This is a genomic window from Planobispora rosea (assembly GCF_014648175.1).
Lineage (GTDB): Bacteria > Actinomycetota > Actinomycetes > Streptosporangiales > Streptosporangiaceae > Planobispora > Planobispora rosea.
Map to the genome: position 1 here is coordinate 75095 of NZ_BMQP01000018.1, position 18403 is coordinate 93497.

Consider the following 18403-nt stretch of genomic DNA (forward strand, 5'->3'; position numbering starts at 1 on the left):
TCACAGGGCGGCGTAGACCGCCTCGATCAGCGCCATCTTCCGGGGGTCGTCGGCGATCAGTGAGCCCATGCGGTTCATCACGTAGCCGATCGAGACCCCTGCCTCGGGGTCGGCCAGCCCGAACGAGCCGCCGTAGCCGTCGTGCCCGAACGCCCGGGGGTTGGGCCCGTAGGAGGCGCGGGCCCCGCTCAGCCAGTAGCCCAGTGCGATCTCGGTCTCCCCGCCGAAGCCCGCGCCGAGCACGAGGTCGACGCAGGAGCCCTGGCCCTGCCGGGCGCGCTCGACCGCCTCCGCCGACAGCAGCCGGCGGCCGTCCCAGCTCCCGCCGCACGCCATGATCCCGTACAGCGCGGCCACCGCCCGTGCCGTGCCGTGCCCGTTGGCGGCCGGGACCTCGGCACGCCGCCAGGCCGGGGCGTTGGCCCCCTGCGCGCCGAAGAGCGGGTTGGCCAGGGCCGCGATCGCGGCCGGATGCATCCGGGCGTAGATCTCCGCCTGCTCGCTCCCGGCGGGCGGGGGCTCCTGGGCCAGCTCGGCGACCCGGCCGTCCTGCGACTCCGGCAGCCCGACGGCGAAGTCGAGGCCCAGCGGGCCGGTGACCTCCTCGCGCAGGAAGTGCCCGACGGTCCGGCCGTCGACGCGCCGGATCACCTCTCCGACCAGGTATCCGTACGTCAGCGCGTGGTAGCCGGACCGGCTGCCCGGCTCCCACCACGGCTCCATGGCGGCCAGCCGCGAGGTCATCAGCTCCCAGTCGAGCAGGTCGTCGCCGGTGGTCGGCTCACGGGGACCGGACAGGCCGGCCCGGTGCGAGAGCAGCCAGCGCACCGGCAGGTCCTGCTTGCCCGCGGCGGCGAACTCCGGCCAGTAGGAGGCGACGGGCGCGTCGAGGTCGAGCAGGCCCCGGCCGGCCAGCATGTGGGCGCAGAGCGCGACGATCCCCTTGGTGGTGGACCAGGCGTTGACCAGGGTGTCACGCTCCCACGGCCGGGTGCGCGCCTCGTCGGCGTGCCCGCCCCACAGGTCGGCGACGGTCGTGCCGTCCACCGTCACCGCGACCGCCGCGCCGAGCTCGCCGCGGGTGGAGAAGTTCTCTTCGAACGCCTTGCGGACGCCGTCGAAACGGTCGTCGCAGTCGCCGTGGATGGTCACCATGATCCGCCTCCTTGCCGTTCGCCTTACCGTACCGACTAGTCGGTTTGTAGAGAAGGGGAAAGTGTTCGCACATAAGGGGCTATGCGGTGAAAACAGCCGCCGGGTGCCGTGGTATCCAGTTCTCTCGGGCGACCGGGGTGCCCGCCCCGGCGACGACGCCGCACAGACGACGAGGCAAGGACCACGCAGTGACGCTTGAGGACCAGCGCGCCCACATCCTGTCGGGGCGGATGTACAACGACCTCACCGACGAACTGGTCCAGGCGCGGCGACGCACCGTGCTCCTGACCACCGAGTACAACGACAGCTTCGGGCGACCGCAGCACGAGCGCGAGGCGATCCTGCGCCGCCTGCTGCGCGATGCCGGGCGTGACTGCTACTTCGAGCCGACCTTCCGCTGCGAGTTCGGCTTCAACATCAGCATCGGCGACCACTTCTACGCCAACTTCGACTGCGTCATGCTCGACGGCGGCGGCATCACCATCGGCGACCACGTGCTCTTCGGGCCCCGCGTCGGGATCTACACCACGAACCACGCCCTCGACGCGGCCGAGCGCGCGGCGGGCGCCTGCTACGCCAAGCCGGTGACGATCGGGAACCACGTGTGGATCGGCGGCGGCGTCACCATCAACCAGGGGGTGACGATCGGCGACAACACGGTCGTCGGGTCCGGCAGCGTGGTCACCCGCTCACTCCCGCCCGGCGTCGTCGCCGTCGGCTCTCCCGCCCGGGTGCTGCGTGCGATCACCGAGGCCGACAGGACCGGCTACCGCCCCTGACCTCCATCGATCGGCCCCGCCCCGGATCGAGACGATCCCGGGGCGGGGCCCGCCGGAGCCCTCGCGGCTCGCGCCGTCAGCGGGCGTGGTGCTTGCCCTTGCGCCGGTCCATCAGCCGGACCCAGATGAAGATCACAATGGCGAGCAGGACGATGCCCAGCACGGCCTTGGAGACGATCCCCATGTACTGCTCGATCAGGTGGTAGTTCTCACCGAGGGCGTATCCGGCCATGATGAAGGCCGTGTTCCAGATGAGGCTGCCCGCCAGGGTGAGGATGGTGAAGATCGAGATCGGCATGCGCTCGACCCCCGCGGGGATCGAGATCAGACTGCGGAAGATAGGGATCATCCGCCCGAAGAAGACCGTCTTCTTCCCGTGCCTGGCGAACCACGCCTCGGTCTTCTCGATGTCGGAGATATTGATCAGCGGCAGCTTGGAGGCGATGAGGATCACGCGTTCCCGGCCGAGCAGCGCGCCGACCCCGTAGAGCACCAGCGCGCCGATCACCGAACCGAGGGTGGTCCAGAGCACGGCGTCGAACAGGGTCATGTTCCCCTTGCTGGCGGTGAACCCGGCCAGCGGCAGGATCACCTCGCTGGGCAGCGGAGGGAACAGGTTCTCCAGGGCGATCGCGATTCCGGCCCCGGGCGCCCCCAGGGTCTCCATGATGCTGATCGCCCACCCGGCGACCCCGTCGACAGTCGATGAACTCATGCCTCAAGGCTAGGGACATCGGGATACGCCGCGCATGAGGCGTGCCGCCATTCTCTCCTGGCGGAGCCCCCAGCGCGCGGGGTGCGGAAAACCCCAGTGGCGGCCCGTACGGCCACTCCGGCGGGCGAACCCGCCCGGCCATCCCTCAAACACCGACATTTCCGCAGGTCAAGGATTGATCATCCGTAGCGAGAGAGTATTCCGGGGAAATCCACCGGGCCGGGCCGTCACCGCTGGCGACCGCCTCCGCCGATCGATACCGTCACACGACCGCAGCCGACTGTGACCCATCTCATAGTTTCGGTCGACCGCCCCAAGATCCGGCCCGGAGGCTTCCCGGACCGCCCTCCCCGCCGAGGCCCCGAGCTGTCGATCATCCGCAGCAGACTCCACGACGGCTGGAAAGCCCGCAGGGACAGCCGGGAGAGAACTCCGGGGACGGGCGGAGAACAAGATCGCCCCCTGCCCGCCGGACGATCTACTCTGTACATCCGGCGCACGCCAGGAGGAACCATGCCCCAGAGAACCGCCCCGCCCGCCGAGGGGGCACCCACGGCGACCCCGCACGAGGTGGCCCTGCTCAGACTCGCCGCCCAGCACATCGCCGGCCCCGGCCTGCCCACCCCCGCCGAGGTCGTCCGGCGGCTGACCGCGGTGCAGGCGCAGGACCACGGCGGGGCGCTCACCTCGGTCGCGCTGCGCACCGCCGCGGGCACCCGCCAGGCCGTCGAGGCCGCACTCGACGCCGGCGAGATCGTCAAATCCTGGCCGATGCGGGGCACCCTCCACTTCGTCGCGGCCGAGGACCTGCTCTGGATCCTGGACCTCACCGCACCGCGGATGCTGGCCTCGTTCGCCGCCCGCCGCGACCAGCTCGGGCTGGACGCCGCGACGCTGGAGCGGGCCCGCCTGCTGGCCGCGGAGGCGCTGGCGGGCGGGAACCGGCTCCGGCGCGACGACCTGCTCGCCGCGTGGCGGGAGGGCGGCCTGGAGACGACGGGGCAGCGCGGCTATCACATGCTCGGCTACCTGGCCCAGGCCGGGGTGCTCTGTTTCGGGCCGGTCCGCGACGGCGAGCACCTGCTCGTGCTCGCCGAGGAGTGGATCCCGCACCCCCGCCGCCCCGAGCGCGAGGAGGCCCTCGGCGAGCTGGCCCTGCGCTACTTCACCGGCCACGGCCCGGCCACCGTCAAGGACTTCACCCGGTGGACCGGCCTGCTGGCGGCCGACGTCCGGACCGGGCTCGCGCTCGCCCGGCCCCACCTCGCCCGCCTCGACGTCGACGGCGTCGAGCACCTCATGGACCCCAGGGCGCCCGCCCTGCTCGCCGCCTGCCGCGACCGGGCGCGGGGCGTCTTCCTGCTCCCCGGGTTCGACGAGTTCATCCTGGGCTACCAGGACCGCGGCGCCGTCCTGCCCGCCGAGTTCGCCGGCCGTATCGTCCCCGGCGGCAACGGCGTCTTCCAGCCGACGGTCATCGGCGACGGCCGCGTCCTGGGCACCTGGAAGCACACCGGCCGCGGCGCGAAGCGGACGATCGCGACGGCGCCGTTCGAGTCCTTCCCCGACGAGGTCGCCGCGGCGATCCCCGGTCTGTACGTCGCCCTGCCGTGACCGGGCGCGGCTCCCCCGGGCTCCCGCCGGCCCTCCCGGGACGCCCGGGGCTCAGCGGGACTCCCTGAGGTGGACCGCCGCCCCCGGCTCCACGGCGGCCCGGCCGGCCGTCAGGGTGGCCACCCAGGCGGAGAACGCCTCCAGCTCCGGCTCGCGCACCAGCACCTCCAGGCCGACGCGCGCGCCGTACGCGACCTTCCCGACCTCGTACGGCGAGGCCCGCAGGCTGTTCTCCAGACGCCCGGCCAGCACGTGGTCCACGGTCACCGTCATCACTCTCGCGGGCACCATCGTCACCGTGGCCGCCAGGTCCAGCGTCTTGGCGACCGCGCCGCCGTAGGCGCGCACCAACCCGCCCGCGCCCAGTTTCACCCCGCCGAAGTAGCGCGTCACCACCGCCGCCACATCGCTCATCCCCCGCCGCAGCAGCGTCTCCAGCATCGGCGCCCCCGCCGTGCCGCCGGGCTCGCCGTCGTCGTCGGAGCGCTGGACCCTCCGGTCCCCGCCGATCACGTAGGCGGAGCAGTTGTGCGTGGCGTCGGCGTGAAGCTCCCTGCGCCCCGCCACGACCGCGCGAGCGGCCTCCTCCGAGGAGACGGGGGCCAGGACGCAGATGAACCGCGATCCCTTGATCTCGATCTCGTGCTCGATCCGCTCTTCCAGCGTCAGGTACGGCTCTGCCACCCCCGAAGGGTACCGGCGGGCCGTACGGCCACGACCGGGGCGGGCCGGATCCCGCGGCCGCGCCCACGAGGCACCTCACGGGTCGCGTCCGCGGAGGCCGGTTCACGAGGCCGGCAGCTCCAGCAGGAGCAGCGGCGTGGAGGTCGGCTGCCACGACCCTCCCGCGGGCTCGACCGTCACCCCCATCGACTCGGTCCCGCCGATCCCCTCGACGACCACGGGCGGCGACTCCCCCGACTCGCCGGGCCGCAGCAGCCCCGCCGAGGTGATCCCCGAGGAACCGATCCGCCACAGCTGGTACGTCCGGCCCTCCGGCAGTTCCTCCAGCCCGGAGGGGACGAACACCAACCTGCCCTGCTCGCGGGAGACCACCGCCCCGCCACCGCCGCCGCCCTCCGCCGTGCCCGTGACCGACCGGGCGTCCGGCGCCGCCAGCACGGAGGCGATCCGCCGGGTGTCCTCCCGCGACCGCTCCAGCAGATCCTGCGTGCGGACCGTGACGACCCCGAGCACCACCGCGGCGGCCAGGCTCGCCGCCGCGAGCCCTCTCGTCACCTGCGTCCACCTCCCCGCCTTCCGCGCCGGCCGGCTGCGGGGGACGGCCGGCACGGGGGACACGGGGGACACGGGGGACACGGGGGACACGGGGGACACGAGGGACATGGGGGCCCGGAAGCGCCCGCCGGGCCGGCGGACCCCCTCCATCACCCGCCGCCGTATCCGGGGCGGGGGCGCCTGGGCCAGGCCCTCCCCGAGCCGTGCCGCCGCCTCGGCCAGTTCCCGCACCTCCCACGCACATTCGGGACAGCGGCCCAGGTGATCCTCGAAGCCCAGCCGCTCGGCCTCGTCGACGGCGTCGAGCGTGTATGCCCCCGCCAGAGCGTGCCACGGCTCCTGCTGCGATCTCATGGGGCCTCCTCTCCGCCGACACGGGCCGATACCCGTACTTCGGAGCCGATCAGCGGGTGGATCAACCTGTGGCGGCATCGTGATTTCCGCCTTTTCCTGTCGCATGATTGGTTTCCATCGTTGATCGGATGGGGTCCGTCAACCCATCGCCTTTACACTGTAGATTTCCTGAGGAGCCCCGATATGACCGCGCGACTCGAGACGATGCCCACCGACTGGCAGCGGGCCCTGGCGATCGTGGCCCACCCCGACGACCTGGAGTACGGCACCGCCGCGGCGATCGCCGGCTGGACCGACGAGCGCCGCGAGATCTCCTACCTGCTGGTCACCCGCGGCGAGGCCGGGATCGACACCCTCGACCCCGCGAGGGCGGCCAAGGTGCGCGAGCGGGAGCAGCGGGCGAGCGCCGCGGTGGTCGGGGTGACGTCGGTGGAGTTCCTCGACCACCAGGACGGGGTGATCCAGTACGGCCCGGCGCTGCGCCGGGACCTCGCCGCGGCGATCCGGCGCCACCGGCCGGAGCTGGTGCTGACCATCAACCACCACGACACCTGGGGCGGGACCTTCTGGAACACCCCCGACCACCGGGCGGTGGGCCGGGCGGTCCTGGACGCCGCCGCCGACGCGGGCAACCGGTGGATCTTCCCCGAGCTGGGCGACCGCGGTCTCTCCCCGTGGAACGGCGTGCGCTGGGTGGCCGTGAGCGGGTCCCCGCACCCGACCCACGCCGTGGAGGTGAGCGGCGGCATCGAGCGCGCCGTGCTGTCCCTGCTGGAACACCGCACCTACATCGAGGCGCTCACCGACGAGGACCCGGAGAGCTACTGCCGCGCCTTCATCGACCAGGTCACCTCCACGGCCGCCGACCGCTTCGGCGGCCGCCCGGCCGTCAGCTTCGAGCTGTTCCCCCGCTGACCCCGGGCGGCTCCTCACGGCTTCACGGGCGGCTCCTCACGGCTCAGCTCGTGGGCGAGCTGCTCCAGCTCCGCTCCCCCGGCCATCAGCGAGATGAGCTCCTGACGGGTCACCTCCGCCTTGCCGTACTCCCCCATGCTGCCGCCCCGGTTGAGCAGCAGGAAGCGGTCGCCGACCGGGTAGGCGTGGTGCGGGTTGTGCGTGATGAACACCACGCCCAGACCGCGGTCGCGGGCCTGGGCGATGTAGCGCAGCACCACCCCGGCCTGCTTGACGCCCAGCGCGGAGGTCGGCTCGTCGAGGATGAGCACGCGGGCGCCGAAGTACACCGCGCGGGCGATGGCCACGGACTGGCGCTCCCCGCCGGACAGGGTGCCCACGGGCTGGTCCACGTCGCGGATGTCGATGCCCATGGAGCGCAGCTCCCGGCGGACCGTCCGTCTGGCCTCGGCCACGTCGAAGCGGCGGAACGGGCCCCAGCCGCGCGACGGCTCGGAGCCGAGGAAGAAGTTCCGCCAGACCGACATCAGCGGGATCATCGCCAGGTCCTGGTAGACGGTGGCGATGCCCCGGTCCAGGGCGTCGCGGGGACTGGTGAAGGCCGCGGGGGCGCCGTCGACCAGGTACTCCCCCGAGTCGGGCGGGTGCACCCCCGCCAGGATCTTGATGAGCGTGGACTTGCCCGCGCCGTTGTCGCCGAGTACGCAGGTGACCTCCCCCGCGCGCACCCGCGTCGAGACGTCGCGCAGCGCGATCACCCCGCCGAACGTCTTCCCGCACCCGCGGGTCTCCAGCAGCGGTACGGCCCCGTCCGCCCCGGGGCCCGCGCCCGCCCCGGACGGCGTCCTGTCCGCACCGGCCGGCGGCTCGCCCGTCCCGGTCAATGCCGCACCTCCTCCGCGTAGCGGCGGACCAGCCGGTTGGCGAGGGTGGCCAGCAGCAGCATCGCCCCCAGGAAGAACCGGAACCAGTCGGCGTCCCAGCCGAGGAAGACGATGCCCTTGTCCGCCATGCCGAAGATCAGGGCGCCGACGGCCGCGCCGATCGCGGAGCCGTACCCGCCGGTGAGCAGGCAGCCGCCGATGACCGCCGCGATGATGTAGACGAACTCCTGGCCCAGCCCCGCGTTCGCCTGCACCGAGGTGAAGCGCAGCGCCAGGATCGAGCCGACCAGCCAGGCGGCCCCGGCGGTCGTCATGAACAGCGCGATCTTGGTGCGCTCGGCGGGCACCCCGACCGCCCGCGCGGCCCGGTCGTCGCCGCCCACCGCGAAGATCCAGTTTCCCGGCCGGGTGCGCATGAGCACCCAGGTGGCCAGCGCGGTGACGCCCAGCCACCACAGGATGGCCACCCGGAAGTCGGCGCCGCCGAGTGAGAACGTCCCGGCCAGCACGGCCCGCGCCTGTTCGTACCCCTCGGCCCTGCGCAGCCCGCTCACCTGGACGGTCCCGGTGAGGGCCTTGGTGACGCCCAGGTTGATCCCCTGCAGCATCAGGAACGTGCCGAGGGTGACGATGAAGCTCGGCAACGTGGTGCGGACCACGATCAACCCGTTGAGGAACCCCACCAGCAGCGCGACGGCGAGCGCGACGAGCATCGCCGTCCAGATCGAGAAGCCGTACCGGGTGGCGAGGATGACCGTGATCAGGCCGGTGGTCCCGGTGAGCACCCCCGCCGACAGGTCGAACTCGCCGCCGATCATCAGCAGGGCGATGGCGACGGCCATGATGCCGAGCGTGGAGGCCGGGTCCAGCCAGTTGGCCACGCCGTCGACGGAGCGGAACGTCTCCGACTGGCCGGCGAAGAACGCGAACACCACGACCGCCCCGACCACCGCGCCCAGCTCGGGCCGGATCAGCAGCCTGCGGGCCAGGCCGGTGGAGGCGAGGCGCTCGTCGGCCCCGGGCCCGGCGGTCTTGACGGTCATGCCCCGCTCCCCGCGCCGTTCCCGGCCGCCTGGCGCTCTCCCGCCGCGCCGTACGGTCCCTCGGTCACCGGGTGCCGCTCTCGGCGAGCCTGGCCACCTGCTCGGCGTTGTCCTTGGTGACGAAGCCGGGGCCGGTGTTCACCGGAAGGCCGCCGCCGACGGTGTTGAGGTTCTGCTTGTAGAGGGTGAGGAAGGTGACCGGCAGCCAGCCCTGGAGGTACTGCTGCTGGTCCACGGCGAACAGGATCTCGTCGTTCTGGATGGCGGAGACCACGTCGCCCGAGAGGTCGAACGTGCCGAGCCTGGCCTTCGAGCCCGCGTCGGCGATGGCGTCGCGGGCGGCGACGGCGACGGCCGGGTTCAGGGTGAGCACGCCGTCGATCGAGGTGTCGGACTGGAGCCTGGCGGTGATCTTGGAGGTGGCGTCGGCGAGGTTGCCCACGTCCACCTGGAGCCGCTCGACGCCACCGCCGAGCCCCTCGGTGGCGCCGTTGCAACGCTGGTCCAGGCCCACGTTGCCGGCCTCGTGGATGACGCACAGCAGTTTCCTGACGCCCGCGGCCTTGAGCTGCTCGCCGGCTCCCCGCCCGGCCACGTCCTCGGACTGGCCGACGTGGGTGATGGCGCCGAACTCCTTGGACCTGTCACCGCCCGAGTTGATGGTGATCACGGGGATCTTGGCGGTCACGGCCTTGGCGACGGACTCCTTCAGCGCGTCCGGGTTGGCCATGGAGACCACGATCCCGTCGACCCGCTGGCTGACGGCCTGGTCGATGAGCTGGGACTGCCGGGCCGGGTCGCCGTCGCCCTGGTAGCTCACCGAGACGCCGTACCGCTTCCCGGCGGCCTCGGCGCCGTTCTTGACCACGTCCCAGAAGGCGTCGCCCGCGGCGGCGTGGGTGATGACGGCGAAGTTCGCCCCTCCGCCCGCCGGGGCGGGCGCGGTGGCCGCGCCGGTGGTGGCGCCCGCGGTCTGCTGACCTCCCTCGGCGCCCGAGCAGCCGCCCAGGGCCGCGAATCCCAGCATGGCCGCCACGACCAGCCCTGTCGTCCGCTTCATCGGTAGCCTCCCGGGCGTCGCTCCACTGGACCCCCCGTCCCTGGTTTGTAACCGCGGCATTACCTCTGTGTCAACAGTTTGTCGTGACATTAGGACCTATGGTCGCGCTCCCCGCCGGCCACAAGCTCAGCATTCATCGCTATGTCATGACATCCGTATGTTCTATTGCTCAGTCATTAACCGCTCGTTAACGTGACATCACGATGATCGGGCACCGATCATCCCGACCCCCACCGTGGAGGCGCCATGCGTCCCCTGTCCCGTCCCGTCCTGACCACCCTGGCCGCGTGCCTGGCCGGCTGCCTGGCCGCGACCGTCCAGCCCGCGGCGCACGCCGCGGACGTCCCCACCGTCCACCCGGAGGTCGAGACCCCCGCCCTCTTCGACGACGCGGCGGGAGGCAACGCCAACGGCGACGACCCGGCGATCTGGGTCCACCCGGGAAGGCCGGGCCGGAGCCTGGTGATCGCCACCGCCAAGGAGGGCGGCCTGTACGCCTATGATCTCAAGGGCGCCCAGGTCCAGCACATACCGGCCCCCGCCGCTCCCGGCGAGGACGACGAGCCCGGCCGCTTCAACAACGCCGACATCGTCTACGGCTTCGGCGGCAGGGACCTGGCCGTCGTCTCCGACCGGGGCCGCGACCAGATCCGCTTCTACGCCGTCGACGCCTCGCTCGCCGCGGCCGGCCGCGCCCCGCTGACCGACGTCACCGACCCGGCGGCGCCGTTCGTCTTCAACACCACCCAGGAGCAGGTCAACGACGCCGAGACCGCCTACGGCCTGGCCGCCTGGAAGGACTCCACCGGCACCTACGTCCTGGTCAGCCAGCGGCACAGGACCACCGTCGCGCTGCTGAAGCTCAAGGCCGCCGCAGACGGGAAGATCGGTTACGACAAGGTCCGCCAGATCAGCCTGCCCGCCTCCTTCACCCTGCCCGGCGGGACCACCTGGAGCCCGTGCCTGGAGCCGGACGAGCTCCCGCAGGTCGAGGGCATGGTCGTCGACGTCGAGCGGGACGTGCTCTACGCCGCGCAGGAGACGGTGGGCATCTGGAAGATGCGTGCCGACCTGACCGGCACGCCGGTGCTGATGGACAAGGTCCGCGGGTACGGCGTGCCGGGCACCTACGACGCCGAGACGGAGGAGTGCACCTTCGGCGAGGACCCGGGCTTCGGCGGCGAGAACCTGACGGCCGACGCCGAGGGCCTGACCATCTACTACCGCAGGGACGGCAAGGGCTACCTGCTCGCCTCCAGCCAGGGCGACAGCACCTTCTCGGTCTACCGCCGCGAGGGCTCCAACGCCCACCTCGGGCGGTTCCGCGTCGGCGCCGACGACGGCATCGACGCCGCCGAGCACAGCGACGGGGCGATGGTGCTGAACGTGCCGCTCGGCGAGGACTTCGACGAGGGCATCCTGGTCGTCCACGACGGCGCCAACCTCCCCGCCGACGGCGACCGGGAGAACACCAACTTCAAGTTCGTCGAGTGGGACGACGTCGCCGACCTGCACGATCTGGCCGTCGACACCAGGGGCTGGAACCCCCGCCGCTGATCTCCACCGCTCTTTCCGCCCGTCCCGCGCGGCGCCCGCGGCACGGCCGCCGGCGGCCCGCGCGGGGCGGGCCCGTCTCAGGCCGCGCCGCGGATTCCCGGCCGTCCCGCGGGTTCCCGGCCGTCCCGCGGGTTCCCGGCCGTCCCGCGGAACGGACACTCAGGCGTGGCACGTTTGTCATGACATTCTGATGTCCGCTAACCTCGCTACGGAGCGCATCCACCGGGAGGGGCCGATGACCGCCAAGCTCGCCATCGATCTGGATCGGTCCAGCCCCGTGCCACTGTACTTCCAGGTGGCCGAGCAGATCTCCGAGGCGATCCGGAGCGGTGACCTGCCGCCCGGATCCCGGCTGGACAACGAGATCATGCTCGCCGACCGGCTGGGCCTGTCCCGGCCGACCATCCGCCAGGCGATCCAGTACCTCGTGGACAAGGGCCTGCTGGTCCGCAAGCGCGGCGTCGGCACCCAGGTCGTCCACGGCCAGGTCAAGCGATCGGTGGAGCTCACCAGCCTCTACGACGACCTGCGCCGCGCCGGGCAGGAGCCCGTCACCCGGGTGCTCGCGCTGGAGGCCGTACCGGCGCAGGAGGAGGTCGCCGCCGTTCTCGGCCTCGAACCCGGCGCCGAGGTGCTGCGCATGGAGCGCATCCGCTACGCGGCGGGCGAGCCGCTGGCGCTGCTGCACAACTGGCTGCCCGCGGGCCTGGCGCCGCTGACCGCCGAGAACCTGTCCGAGCGCGGGCTGTACGAACTGCTCCGCTCGGCCGGGGTGCGGATGCGCGTGGCCAACCAGCGGATAGGCGCCCGGGCGGCCACCGCGGTCGAGGCCCGTCTCCTGGACGAGCGGCGCGGCGCGCCGCTGCTCACCATGGTCCGCACCGCCTACGACGACCAGGGCCGGGCCGTGGAGCACGGTTCCCACATCTACCGCGCCTCGCACTACTCCCTCGAGGTCACCCTCATCGAGCGCTGATCCGCCCGCCCTCAAACGGTCCCGTGGTTGTCCTCAGAAGCCGCGCGGCGGAGCCGACGGAAAGGCAGACGCAGAGGACGGGACCACCAATGTCGAACGAGTTGAACGAACTGTGGCGTCGTCGCTCGGTGTTCACCAGCGAGACGCCCTCCATCCTGCTGGTGGACGACGAGCCGACCGTGCTGGAGACGCTCGGCCACCAGCTGGGCACGGACTACCGTGTCGTCACCGCCACCGACGGGCACGGCGCCCTGGAGGCGCTCGACCGGCAGGGCCCCTTCGCCGTCGTCATCAGCGACATGCGCATGCCGGACATGGACGGCATCGAACTGCTCGGTCACGTACGGCTCAAGCATCCCGGCGTCACCCGCATCCTGCACACCGCCCAGGGCGACCTCGCCTCCGCCATCTCCGCGATCAACACCGGGCAGGTCTTCCGCTTCCTGTGCAAGCCGTGCCCCACCCGGGAGCTCCGCGACACCGTCCGCGACGCGATGGAGCAGCACCGGCTGGTGGCGGCCGAGCGTGAGATCCTGGACAAGACCCTCCGTACCAGCCTGCAGGCGCTCTTCGGCTGTCTGGAGCTGGCCAGCCCGCAGGCGTTCGCCCGCGCGGGGCGCATCCGCGACCTGGTCGGCGCGCTCTGCCGGGAACTCGGCCTGGACAACGTCTGGGAGATCGAGGTCGCGGCCATGGCCTCCCAGCTGGGCGCCGTGACCCTGCCCCCCAGCGTGCTGGAGAAGCTGGACCGGGGGCTCCCGCTGCCGGACGACGAGCAGAGGATGATCGACGCCATGCCCGGCATCGCGGCCCGGCTGCTCGGTGAGGTGCCGATGCTCGAGGACGTCGTCGAGATCGTCCGCGGGCTCCGGCCCGCCGGCGGGCAGCACACCCTGGTGGCGGTCGACAAGCCGATGGTGACGATGGCCGTCGGCGTGCTGCGCGCGGCGATCGAGTTCGAGAGCTTCATCAGCCGCGGTGTGACCGCGGAGAACGCCATCGTCGCCATGGGGGGTCAGGGCGACCACGAGGTCGCGGCGCTGGCCGCGCTCCGCCGGATCCGCGGGATCACCACGGAGCAGGAGGAGGCGCGCGCCTTCCGCGTCGGCGAGCTGGAGGTCGGCATGCGCATCGCCGAGGACATCGTGGCCGTCAACGGCCTGGTGCTCATCGGCCGGGGGATCACGGTCACCGAGATGCTCCTGGACCGGCTGACCAACTACAAGCACATCGTGGAACTGGTCGAGCCGGTCTGGGCCGTCGTCCCGGACCCGGCCGCGCCGGCGGTGGCGGCGTGAGGCCGCCCCGCCTGCCAGCCGCACCCGTGACCGGTGGCGGCGCCCTCCCCCACCTCCCCGCCGCACCCGTGACCGGTGGCGGCGCCCTCCTGCCCGGGAGCCCCCGGTGACCGCCCGCGGCACCGCGCCGGGCATCCGCGCGCGCATCGCGGACCTGCTGGTGGACGGCGACGAGCGCGAGATCGCCTTCATCGAGCGGCTGGTCGCCTCGTTCCTGGAGCGCGCACCGGTCATGCTGGCCGATCTCGACGCGGCCATCGCCGCCGGGGACTCCGCCGTGGCGGCCCACCGGGCGCACGCGTTGAAGGGCGCCGCGGCCAACCTCGGGGTGAGCGGCGTGGCCGGCCTGTGCGCCGAGGCCGAGCGCCTGGCCGACGCGGGACGGCTCGGCGAGGCGCTCGGCCATCCCGGCCTGCTGAGGTCGGCCCTGGCCGAGGCGGGCGACCGCTTCACCGAGGTCCTCGGCGACCTCCGTTCGGGTCTGCCGATCGTTCCCCGGCCCGCCTGACGGCGGAGCCCGTCGGGACGCACCCGGGCGGTCCGCCCCGGAGCCGCGGCTCGGTCCCGGCATCCGCCGGATGGACTGGCCGGTCTTCTGACGTAGGGCTCGTCATGCCGAGCAGGCTCAAGGGTCTGCCCGATCCCGGCGACTGTTCCCGCGTGTCCGCCACACGCCGGTCAGGCCGGTCGGTTCATCCCTGTTCACCATGTCCGCTGGTCCACGGTTCCCGCCGGTCCACGGTTCCCGCCGGTCCACGGTTCCCCCGGGGCGGGAAGCGGGTCACGCGCGGGACTTGGCGCCGTTCTTGGACTTCACCTTCTCGACGACTTCCTTCTCGGTGAGCCGCAGCAGGTCCTCGACCGTCACCGTGGGCGCCGTCTCGGCCTGGACCCCGAGGTCGGTCGTGGTGCCGGTCGCACCGCCGAGGGTCAGGATCACTCCGGCGACCACGGGCAGGCCCAGGACGTTGACCAGAACCCGGAGGACGAGGCTGAGAGTGGCGGTGAGAGTCATGGCGGAGATCCTTTGCGGAGGCGGAACATCTCGTTCTTCCTCCAGTGAGCCGCTCGGACGTAGCGGCCAAAGTGCACTAAAGGTGCAGAAAGGTTGCCGACCCTCGAGAACCCTCATATCCCGGCAAAGTCAGCCGATAGTCGCCCTTCATCTCCGCCCTGCCGATCGAGCGGGCGAGTGCGCGCGGGCGGGCGAGTGCGCGCGGGCGGGCGAGTGCGCGCGGGCGGGCGAGTGCGCGCGGGCGGGCGAGTGCGCGCGGGCGGTCAGCTCTCGTCCGGCGTGAGCCCGTTCCGGAAGGCGTAGGTGACCGCCTGGGCCCGGTCGCGCAGGCCCGCCTTGGCGAACAGGTTGTTGATGTGCGTCTTGACCGTCGCCTCCGAGATGAACAGCTCCCCGGCGATCTCCCCGTTGGACCGGCCGGCCGCGATCAGCCGCAGCACCTCCGCCTCCCGCGGAGTCAGCCCGTCCGGCAGCCGCGAGGCCCGCCGCGGGCCCGTCACGGCCCCCGTCGCGGCCCCCGTCGCGGCCTCCGCGAGCCTGCGCTGCACCTCGGGGTCGAACTGGGTCCTGCCCTCCGCCACCGCCGACAGCGCGAAGGCGAGCCCCTCGGCGTCGGTGTCCTTGGTCAGGTAGCCGCGCGCCCCGGCCCTGATCGCGGCGAACACCGACTCGTCGTCGGAGTAGGTCGTCAGCACGAGGACCTGGACCTCCGGGCAGGAGGAACGGATCCACCCGGTCGCCTCCACCCCGTCCACCCGGGGCATGCGCAGGTCCATCAGCACCACATCCGGCCGGGCCGCCTCGGCGGCCCTGACCGCCTCCTCCCCGTCGGCCGCCACGCCCACCACCTCGACGCCGGGCAGCAGGCCCAGCAGGAGCACCAGCCCCTCCCGCACCACGGTCTGGTCGTCGGCGACCACCACCCGCACGCGGCGCTCCCGCCTGCCGTCCTCGCCCCGCCTGCCGTCCTCGCCCCGCCTGCCGTCCTCGCCCCGCCCGCTCACGTCGCCCCGTCCTCCCCGGCACGCCGTACGGGCACCCGCAGCAGCACCCCGAACCCCTCCCCGGAGGGTCCGGCCGTCAGCGAGCCGCCGATCAGCTCGGCCCGTTCCCGCATGCCCACCAGGCCGTATCCGGACCCCGCCGGCGACGGCCGCCCCGCCGCTCCTCCGGTGTCGCGCACCTCCAGCTCGCACCAGTCCCCGCCAAGACGCAGGTCCACCGTGACCGGCGCGCCGGGAGCGTGCTTGCGCGTGTTCGTCAGCGCCTCCTGCGCCGTCCGCGCCACCGCCAGGCGGGCCTCGGCCTCCAGCGGTCCCGGGTCTCCCGCGACCGAGACGGTGCAGGCAGCCCCGGTCACCGATCGGTACTCGACCGCGAGCCGCTCCAGCCGTTCGGCCAGCGACAGCTCCTGCCCGCGCAGCGCGTCGAGCGCCCGGCGGGTCTCCTCCAGGCTCGTCCTCGCCAATGCCGCGGCGCGGTTGACCCGGTCCAGCGCCGCGGCCCGGTCCCGTCCCCGTTCCAGCAGCAGCCGCGCGCCCTCCAGGTACACGATCTGCGCCGACTGGGAGTGCGCCAGGATGTCGTGCACCTCACGGGCCAGCCGGGTCCGCTCGGCGAGCACGGCCTCCCGCGCACGGGCCTCGGCGGCCTCCGCGCTCCGCTCCCGGGTCACCACGAGCTGCCGGATCAGAAAGGCCAGGATCGCCGCGTACCCGAGGCCCAGGAGGTTGCCCACCAGCTCCCAGCCCGCCAGGCCGGACAGCGGGGACGCCGTCGCGAAGGCCGCGACGCCCGAGACGATCAGCGCCACCGCCGGCGGCGGCCCGGTCCGGAACGGCAGCGCGTAGACGGCGATGTAGAGGAACGCCATGCCGCTGTAGGCCTCGGCCGCGTTCAGGGCCAGCCCGCCCAGCAGGGTGAGGCCGAGCAGCGCCGCGTTGCGCCGTTCCCCCTCCCGCGCCAGCGCCAGCAGGCAGCAGGCGGCCGCCGCCGCGCCGGCCGCCGCGACCGCCGCGGCGCCGGGCCATCCCCACCGCGCCGCCGCCGCCACGGTCGCGAACCCCGTCCCGTAGAGCATCTGTCCCGTGAGCAGCACCACGAAGGTCCAGCGCACGAGGGGGCGACGGAAGAAGGCCACGGCCGCACGGTAGCGCCGCCCGAACGGCTCCGCCATGGACCCGTGGGTGGAGATCGTCTCCACCCTCACCGGCGGCGGTCCCGCCCCGGCCGGAGACGGAGACGTCCGCCCCGGGGGTCATGAACCGCCCCGGCCCGATCCGGCACCGTCGAGGGCATGTCAGCCATCACCGCCACCCGTCTCAGCAAGTCGTTCGGGACCGTACCGGCCGTGGACGACCTGTCGTTCACCGTCGAACCCGGCACGGTCACGGCCTTCCTCGGCCCCAACGGCGCGGGGAAGACCACCACGCTGCGCATGCTCCTCGGCCTGGTCACCCCCACTTCGGGAGCGGCCCTCATCGGCGGCAGACCGTACCGGGACCTCGCCGACCCGGTCTGCGAGGTCGGCGCGGTGCTGGAGGCCGCGGCCTTCCATCCCGGCCTGACCGCCCGCACCCATCTGGAGATCCTGCGCACCGCCGCCGGGCTCGCCGCGGACCGCGTCGGCCACGTCCTGGACCAGGTGGACCTCACCGGCGCGGCCGGCCGCAGAGCGGGCGGGTTCTCCCTGGGCATGCGCCAGCGTCTCGCCCTGGCCACCGCGCTCCTCGGCGACCCGGCCGTGCTCATCCTCGACGAGCCCGCCAACGGCCTCGATCCGGCGGGCGCCCACTGGCTGCGCGGATTCCTGCGGGCCTACGCCCTGCAGGGCCGTACGGTCCTGGTCTCCACCCACGTGCTCACGGAGATCCAGCAGATCGCCGACCACGTGATCATCATCTCGGAGGGGCGGATGGTCTTCACCGGCCCGCTGGCCTCCGGCTCCGACTTGGAGGAGCTGTACCTGGAGGCGACCCGGTGAAGCGTCTCGTCCACGCCGAACTGATCAGGGCCCGCGCGAGCCGTACCGTCCGGGTCCTCGCCGCCCTGGCCCCGGTGACCTGCGTGCTCTGGGCGGGGCTCGGGGTCGCCCTGATGGGGCTGGAGGGCGGGATGCCCGCCGAGGACCGGGTGCGCAACGTCTACGCCATGGCCCAGCAGGCCTACGTCTTCACCCTCCTCCTGGGGATCCTCGGCACGGCCGGGGAGTTCCGCCACCAGACGATCACCTGGCGGTTCCTCCTGACCCCGGACCGCGGCCGGGTGGTCAACGCCAAGCTGGCCGCGTACGGGATCGCAGGACTGGCCGTCGGGGCCGTCTCGGCGCTGGCCACCGTCGCGGCCGGGGCGCTGCTGCTGCACCTGGGCGGGCATCCCGTCATGGCGCCGGGCGTGCCGGGCGTCCTGCTCGGCGCGGTTCTCTCCGTCACCGGGTACGGCCTGCTCGGCGTCGGCCTCGGCGCGCTCATCCGCAACCAGACGGCGGCGGTCGCCGTGGCCCTGATCTGGTTCATGTACGCCGACTACCTGCTCACGATGCTCCTGCCCGGCCTGGGCCGCTGGCTGCCGACCGGCGCGGCCCGCGCACTGGCCGGGGTGAGCATGGAGAACGCCGAGCTGCTGCCCGCGTGGGCGGGCGGGCCGCTGTTCGCCGCCTACGTGCTGGCCGCCGTCCTCGCCGCCCGCCTGATCACCCTCCGCCGTGACATCACCTGACCCTTCTTCTCCGGAATTGGGCATCGACGCGGCATCCCGTCTCGGTTAATGTGCTCGAAAGGGCACCCACGGTAACCATGCG

19 protein-coding genes are annotated in these 18403 nt (G+C 72.9%); 9 read left to right on the top strand and 10 right to left on the bottom strand.

The genetic code is table 11. The annotated features are described in order from the left end of the window. Positions 1–1155: a serine hydrolase domain-containing protein gene (locus IEZ08_RS19390; RefSeq protein WP_189242616.1), complete on the bottom strand. Its 1155-nt coding sequence runs from the start codon at positions 1153–1155 to the stop codon at positions 1–3. 188 nt (positions 1156–1343) lie between these two features. Between IEZ08_RS19390 and IEZ08_RS19395 the strand changes: the two genes are divergently transcribed. Beyond that, complete coding sequence (locus IEZ08_RS19395; RefSeq protein ID WP_084780087.1) at positions 1344–1934, top strand: sugar O-acetyltransferase; 591 nt, start codon at positions 1344–1346, stop codon at positions 1932–1934. 76 nt (positions 1935–2010) lie between these two features. Here the strand turns inward: IEZ08_RS19395 and IEZ08_RS19400 are convergent, their stop codons facing one another. Then, on the bottom strand, positions 2011–2649 hold the full coding sequence (locus IEZ08_RS19400) for a DedA family protein (protein WP_189242617.1): 639 nt from the start codon (positions 2647–2649) through the stop codon (positions 2011–2013). Between the two features lie 513 nt (positions 2650–3162). Between IEZ08_RS19400 and IEZ08_RS19405 the strand changes: the two genes are divergently transcribed. Continuing rightward, entirely contained in the window at positions 3163–4263 is a 1101-nt protein-coding gene (locus tag IEZ08_RS19405; protein WP_068923506.1) for a winged helix DNA-binding domain-containing protein, read from the top strand. Between the two features lie 51 nt (positions 4264–4314). Here the strand turns inward: IEZ08_RS19405 and IEZ08_RS19410 are convergent, their stop codons facing one another. Both IEZ08_RS19410 and IEZ08_RS19415 read right to left on the bottom strand, forming a co-directional pair. Further along, positions 4315–4947 (bottom strand): YigZ family protein, encoded by a 633-nt coding sequence (locus tag IEZ08_RS19410; RefSeq protein ID WP_189242618.1) that lies wholly within the window; start codon positions 4945–4947, stop codon positions 4315–4317. A 102-nt stretch (positions 4948–5049) separates the two neighbouring features. Next, positions 5050–5856 carry an anti-sigma factor gene (locus tag IEZ08_RS19415; RefSeq protein WP_189242619.1) on the bottom strand — a complete coding sequence of 269 codons (807 nt, stop codon included), beginning with the start codon at positions 5854–5856 and terminating at the stop codon, positions 5050–5052. A gap of 183 nt (positions 5857–6039) precedes the next feature. Here IEZ08_RS19415 and IEZ08_RS19420 point away from each other — a divergent pair, with 183 nt between their 5' ends. Further along, on the top strand, positions 6040–6771 hold the full coding sequence (locus IEZ08_RS19420) for a PIG-L deacetylase family protein (RefSeq protein ID WP_189242620.1): 732 nt from the start codon (positions 6040–6042) through the stop codon (positions 6769–6771). Positions 6772–6785: 14 nt separating this feature from the next. Here the strand turns inward: IEZ08_RS19420 and IEZ08_RS19425 are convergent, their stop codons facing one another. From IEZ08_RS19425 to IEZ08_RS19435, 3 genes are all read right to left on the bottom strand, one after another. Further along, positions 6786–7655 carry an ATP-binding cassette domain-containing protein gene (locus IEZ08_RS19425; protein ID WP_189242621.1) on the bottom strand — a complete coding sequence of 290 codons (870 nt, stop codon included), beginning with the start codon at positions 7653–7655 and terminating at the stop codon, positions 6786–6788. Further along, positions 7652–8698: an ABC transporter permease gene (locus IEZ08_RS19430; protein ID WP_189242622.1), complete on the bottom strand. Its 1047-nt coding sequence runs from the start codon at positions 8696–8698 to the stop codon at positions 7652–7654. The genes IEZ08_RS19425 and IEZ08_RS19430 overlap by 4 nt, the downstream gene beginning before the upstream one ends. Positions 8699–8762: 64 nt before the next feature. Beyond that, positions 8763–9758, bottom strand: coding sequence for a sugar ABC transporter substrate-binding protein (locus IEZ08_RS19435; protein ID WP_189242623.1), 996 nt, complete (start codon positions 9756–9758; stop codon positions 8763–8765). 246 nt (positions 9759–10004) lie between these two features. Between IEZ08_RS19435 and IEZ08_RS19440 the strand changes: the two genes are divergently transcribed. From IEZ08_RS19440 to IEZ08_RS19455, 4 genes are all read left to right on the top strand, one after another. Next, positions 10005–11315 (top strand): phytase, encoded by a 1311-nt coding sequence (locus tag IEZ08_RS19440; protein WP_189242624.1) that lies wholly within the window; start codon positions 10005–10007, stop codon positions 11313–11315. 235 nt (positions 11316–11550) lie between these two features. Beyond that, positions 11551–12291, top strand: a complete 741-nt coding sequence (locus IEZ08_RS19445) for a GntR family transcriptional regulator (protein ID WP_068923499.1) — start codon at positions 11551–11553, stop codon at positions 12289–12291. Positions 12292–12380: 89 nt separating this feature from the next. Then, positions 12381–13589, top strand: a complete 1209-nt coding sequence (locus tag IEZ08_RS19450; RefSeq protein WP_189242625.1) for a response regulator — start codon at positions 12381–12383, stop codon at positions 13587–13589. A 106-nt stretch (positions 13590–13695) separates the two neighbouring features. Beyond that, on the top strand, positions 13696–14097 hold the full coding sequence (locus tag IEZ08_RS19455; protein WP_189242626.1) for an Hpt domain-containing protein: 402 nt from the start codon (positions 13696–13698) through the stop codon (positions 14095–14097). Positions 14098–14370: 273 nt separating this feature from the next. Here IEZ08_RS19455 and IEZ08_RS19460 read toward each other — a convergent pair whose 3' ends face one another. The 3 genes from IEZ08_RS19460 to IEZ08_RS19470 form a co-directional block, all read right to left on the bottom strand. Then, complete coding sequence (locus IEZ08_RS19460) at positions 14371–14604, bottom strand: hypothetical protein (RefSeq protein WP_189242627.1); 234 nt, start codon at positions 14602–14604, stop codon at positions 14371–14373. 263 nt (positions 14605–14867) lie between these two features. Next, a complete protein-coding gene (locus IEZ08_RS19465) occupies positions 14868–15608 on the bottom strand; it encodes a response regulator transcription factor (protein ID WP_229803293.1) in 741 nt (246 codons plus the stop codon). Next, positions 15605–16813 carry a sensor histidine kinase gene (locus tag IEZ08_RS19470; RefSeq protein ID WP_189242628.1) on the bottom strand — a complete coding sequence of 403 codons (1209 nt, stop codon included), beginning with the start codon at positions 16811–16813 and terminating at the stop codon, positions 15605–15607. The genes IEZ08_RS19465 and IEZ08_RS19470 overlap by 4 nt, the downstream gene beginning before the upstream one ends. Before the next feature lie 87 nt (positions 16814–16900). On the opposite strand from IEZ08_RS19470, the gene IEZ08_RS19475 reads away from it, so the two are divergent. Continuing rightward, the gene (locus IEZ08_RS19475) at positions 16901–17587 is read left to right on the top strand and encodes an ABC transporter ATP-binding protein (protein ID WP_189242629.1); all 687 of its coding nucleotides are present in this window, start codon (positions 16901–16903) and stop codon (positions 17585–17587) included. Beyond that, complete coding sequence (locus IEZ08_RS19480; RefSeq protein WP_189242630.1) at positions 17584–18321, top strand: ABC transporter permease subunit; 738 nt, start codon at positions 17584–17586, stop codon at positions 18319–18321. The genes IEZ08_RS19475 and IEZ08_RS19480 overlap by 4 nt, the downstream gene beginning before the upstream one ends. The last annotated feature ends 82 nt before the right edge of the window (positions 18322–18403 follow it).

Bases quoted from the DNA above. Each gene is read 5' to 3' on its own strand.
- IEZ08_RS19430 (WP_189242622.1), bottom strand. From the start codon at position 8,698: ATGACCGTCAAGACCGCCGGGCCCGGGGCCGACGAGCGCCTCGCCTCC.
- IEZ08_RS19390 (WP_189242616.1), bottom strand. From the start codon at position 1,155: ATGGTGACCATCCACGGCGACTGCGACGACCGTTTCGACGGCGTCCGC.
- IEZ08_RS19445 (WP_068923499.1), top strand. From the start codon at position 11,551: ATGACCGCCAAGCTCGCCATCGATCTGGATCGGTCCAGCCCCGTGCCA.
- IEZ08_RS19420 (WP_189242620.1), top strand. From the start codon at position 6,040: ATGACCGCGCGACTCGAGACGATGCCCACCGACTGGCAGCGGGCCCTG.
- IEZ08_RS19400 (WP_189242617.1), bottom strand. From the start codon at position 2,649: ATGAGTTCATCGACTGTCGACGGGGTCGCCGGGTGGGCGATCAGCATC.
- IEZ08_RS19440 (WP_189242624.1), top strand. From the start codon at position 10,005: ATGCGTCCCCTGTCCCGTCCCGTCCTGACCACCCTGGCCGCGTGCCTG.
- IEZ08_RS19475 (WP_189242629.1), top strand. From the start codon at position 16,901: ATGTCAGCCATCACCGCCACCCGTCTCAGCAAGTCGTTCGGGACCGTA.
- IEZ08_RS19435 (WP_189242623.1), bottom strand. From the start codon at position 9,758: ATGAAGCGGACGACAGGGCTGGTCGTGGCGGCCATGCTGGGATTCGCG.
- IEZ08_RS19405 (WP_068923506.1), top strand. From the start codon at position 3,163: ATGCCCCAGAGAACCGCCCCGCCCGCCGAGGGGGCACCCACGGCGACC.
- IEZ08_RS19460 (WP_189242627.1), bottom strand. From the start codon at position 14,604: ATGACTCTCACCGCCACTCTCAGCCTCGTCCTCCGGGTTCTGGTCAAC.
- IEZ08_RS19415 (WP_189242619.1), bottom strand. From the start codon at position 5,856: ATGAGATCGCAGCAGGAGCCGTGGCACGCTCTGGCGGGGGCATACACG.
- IEZ08_RS19450 (WP_189242625.1), top strand. From the start codon at position 12,381: ATGTCGAACGAGTTGAACGAACTGTGGCGTCGTCGCTCGGTGTTCACC.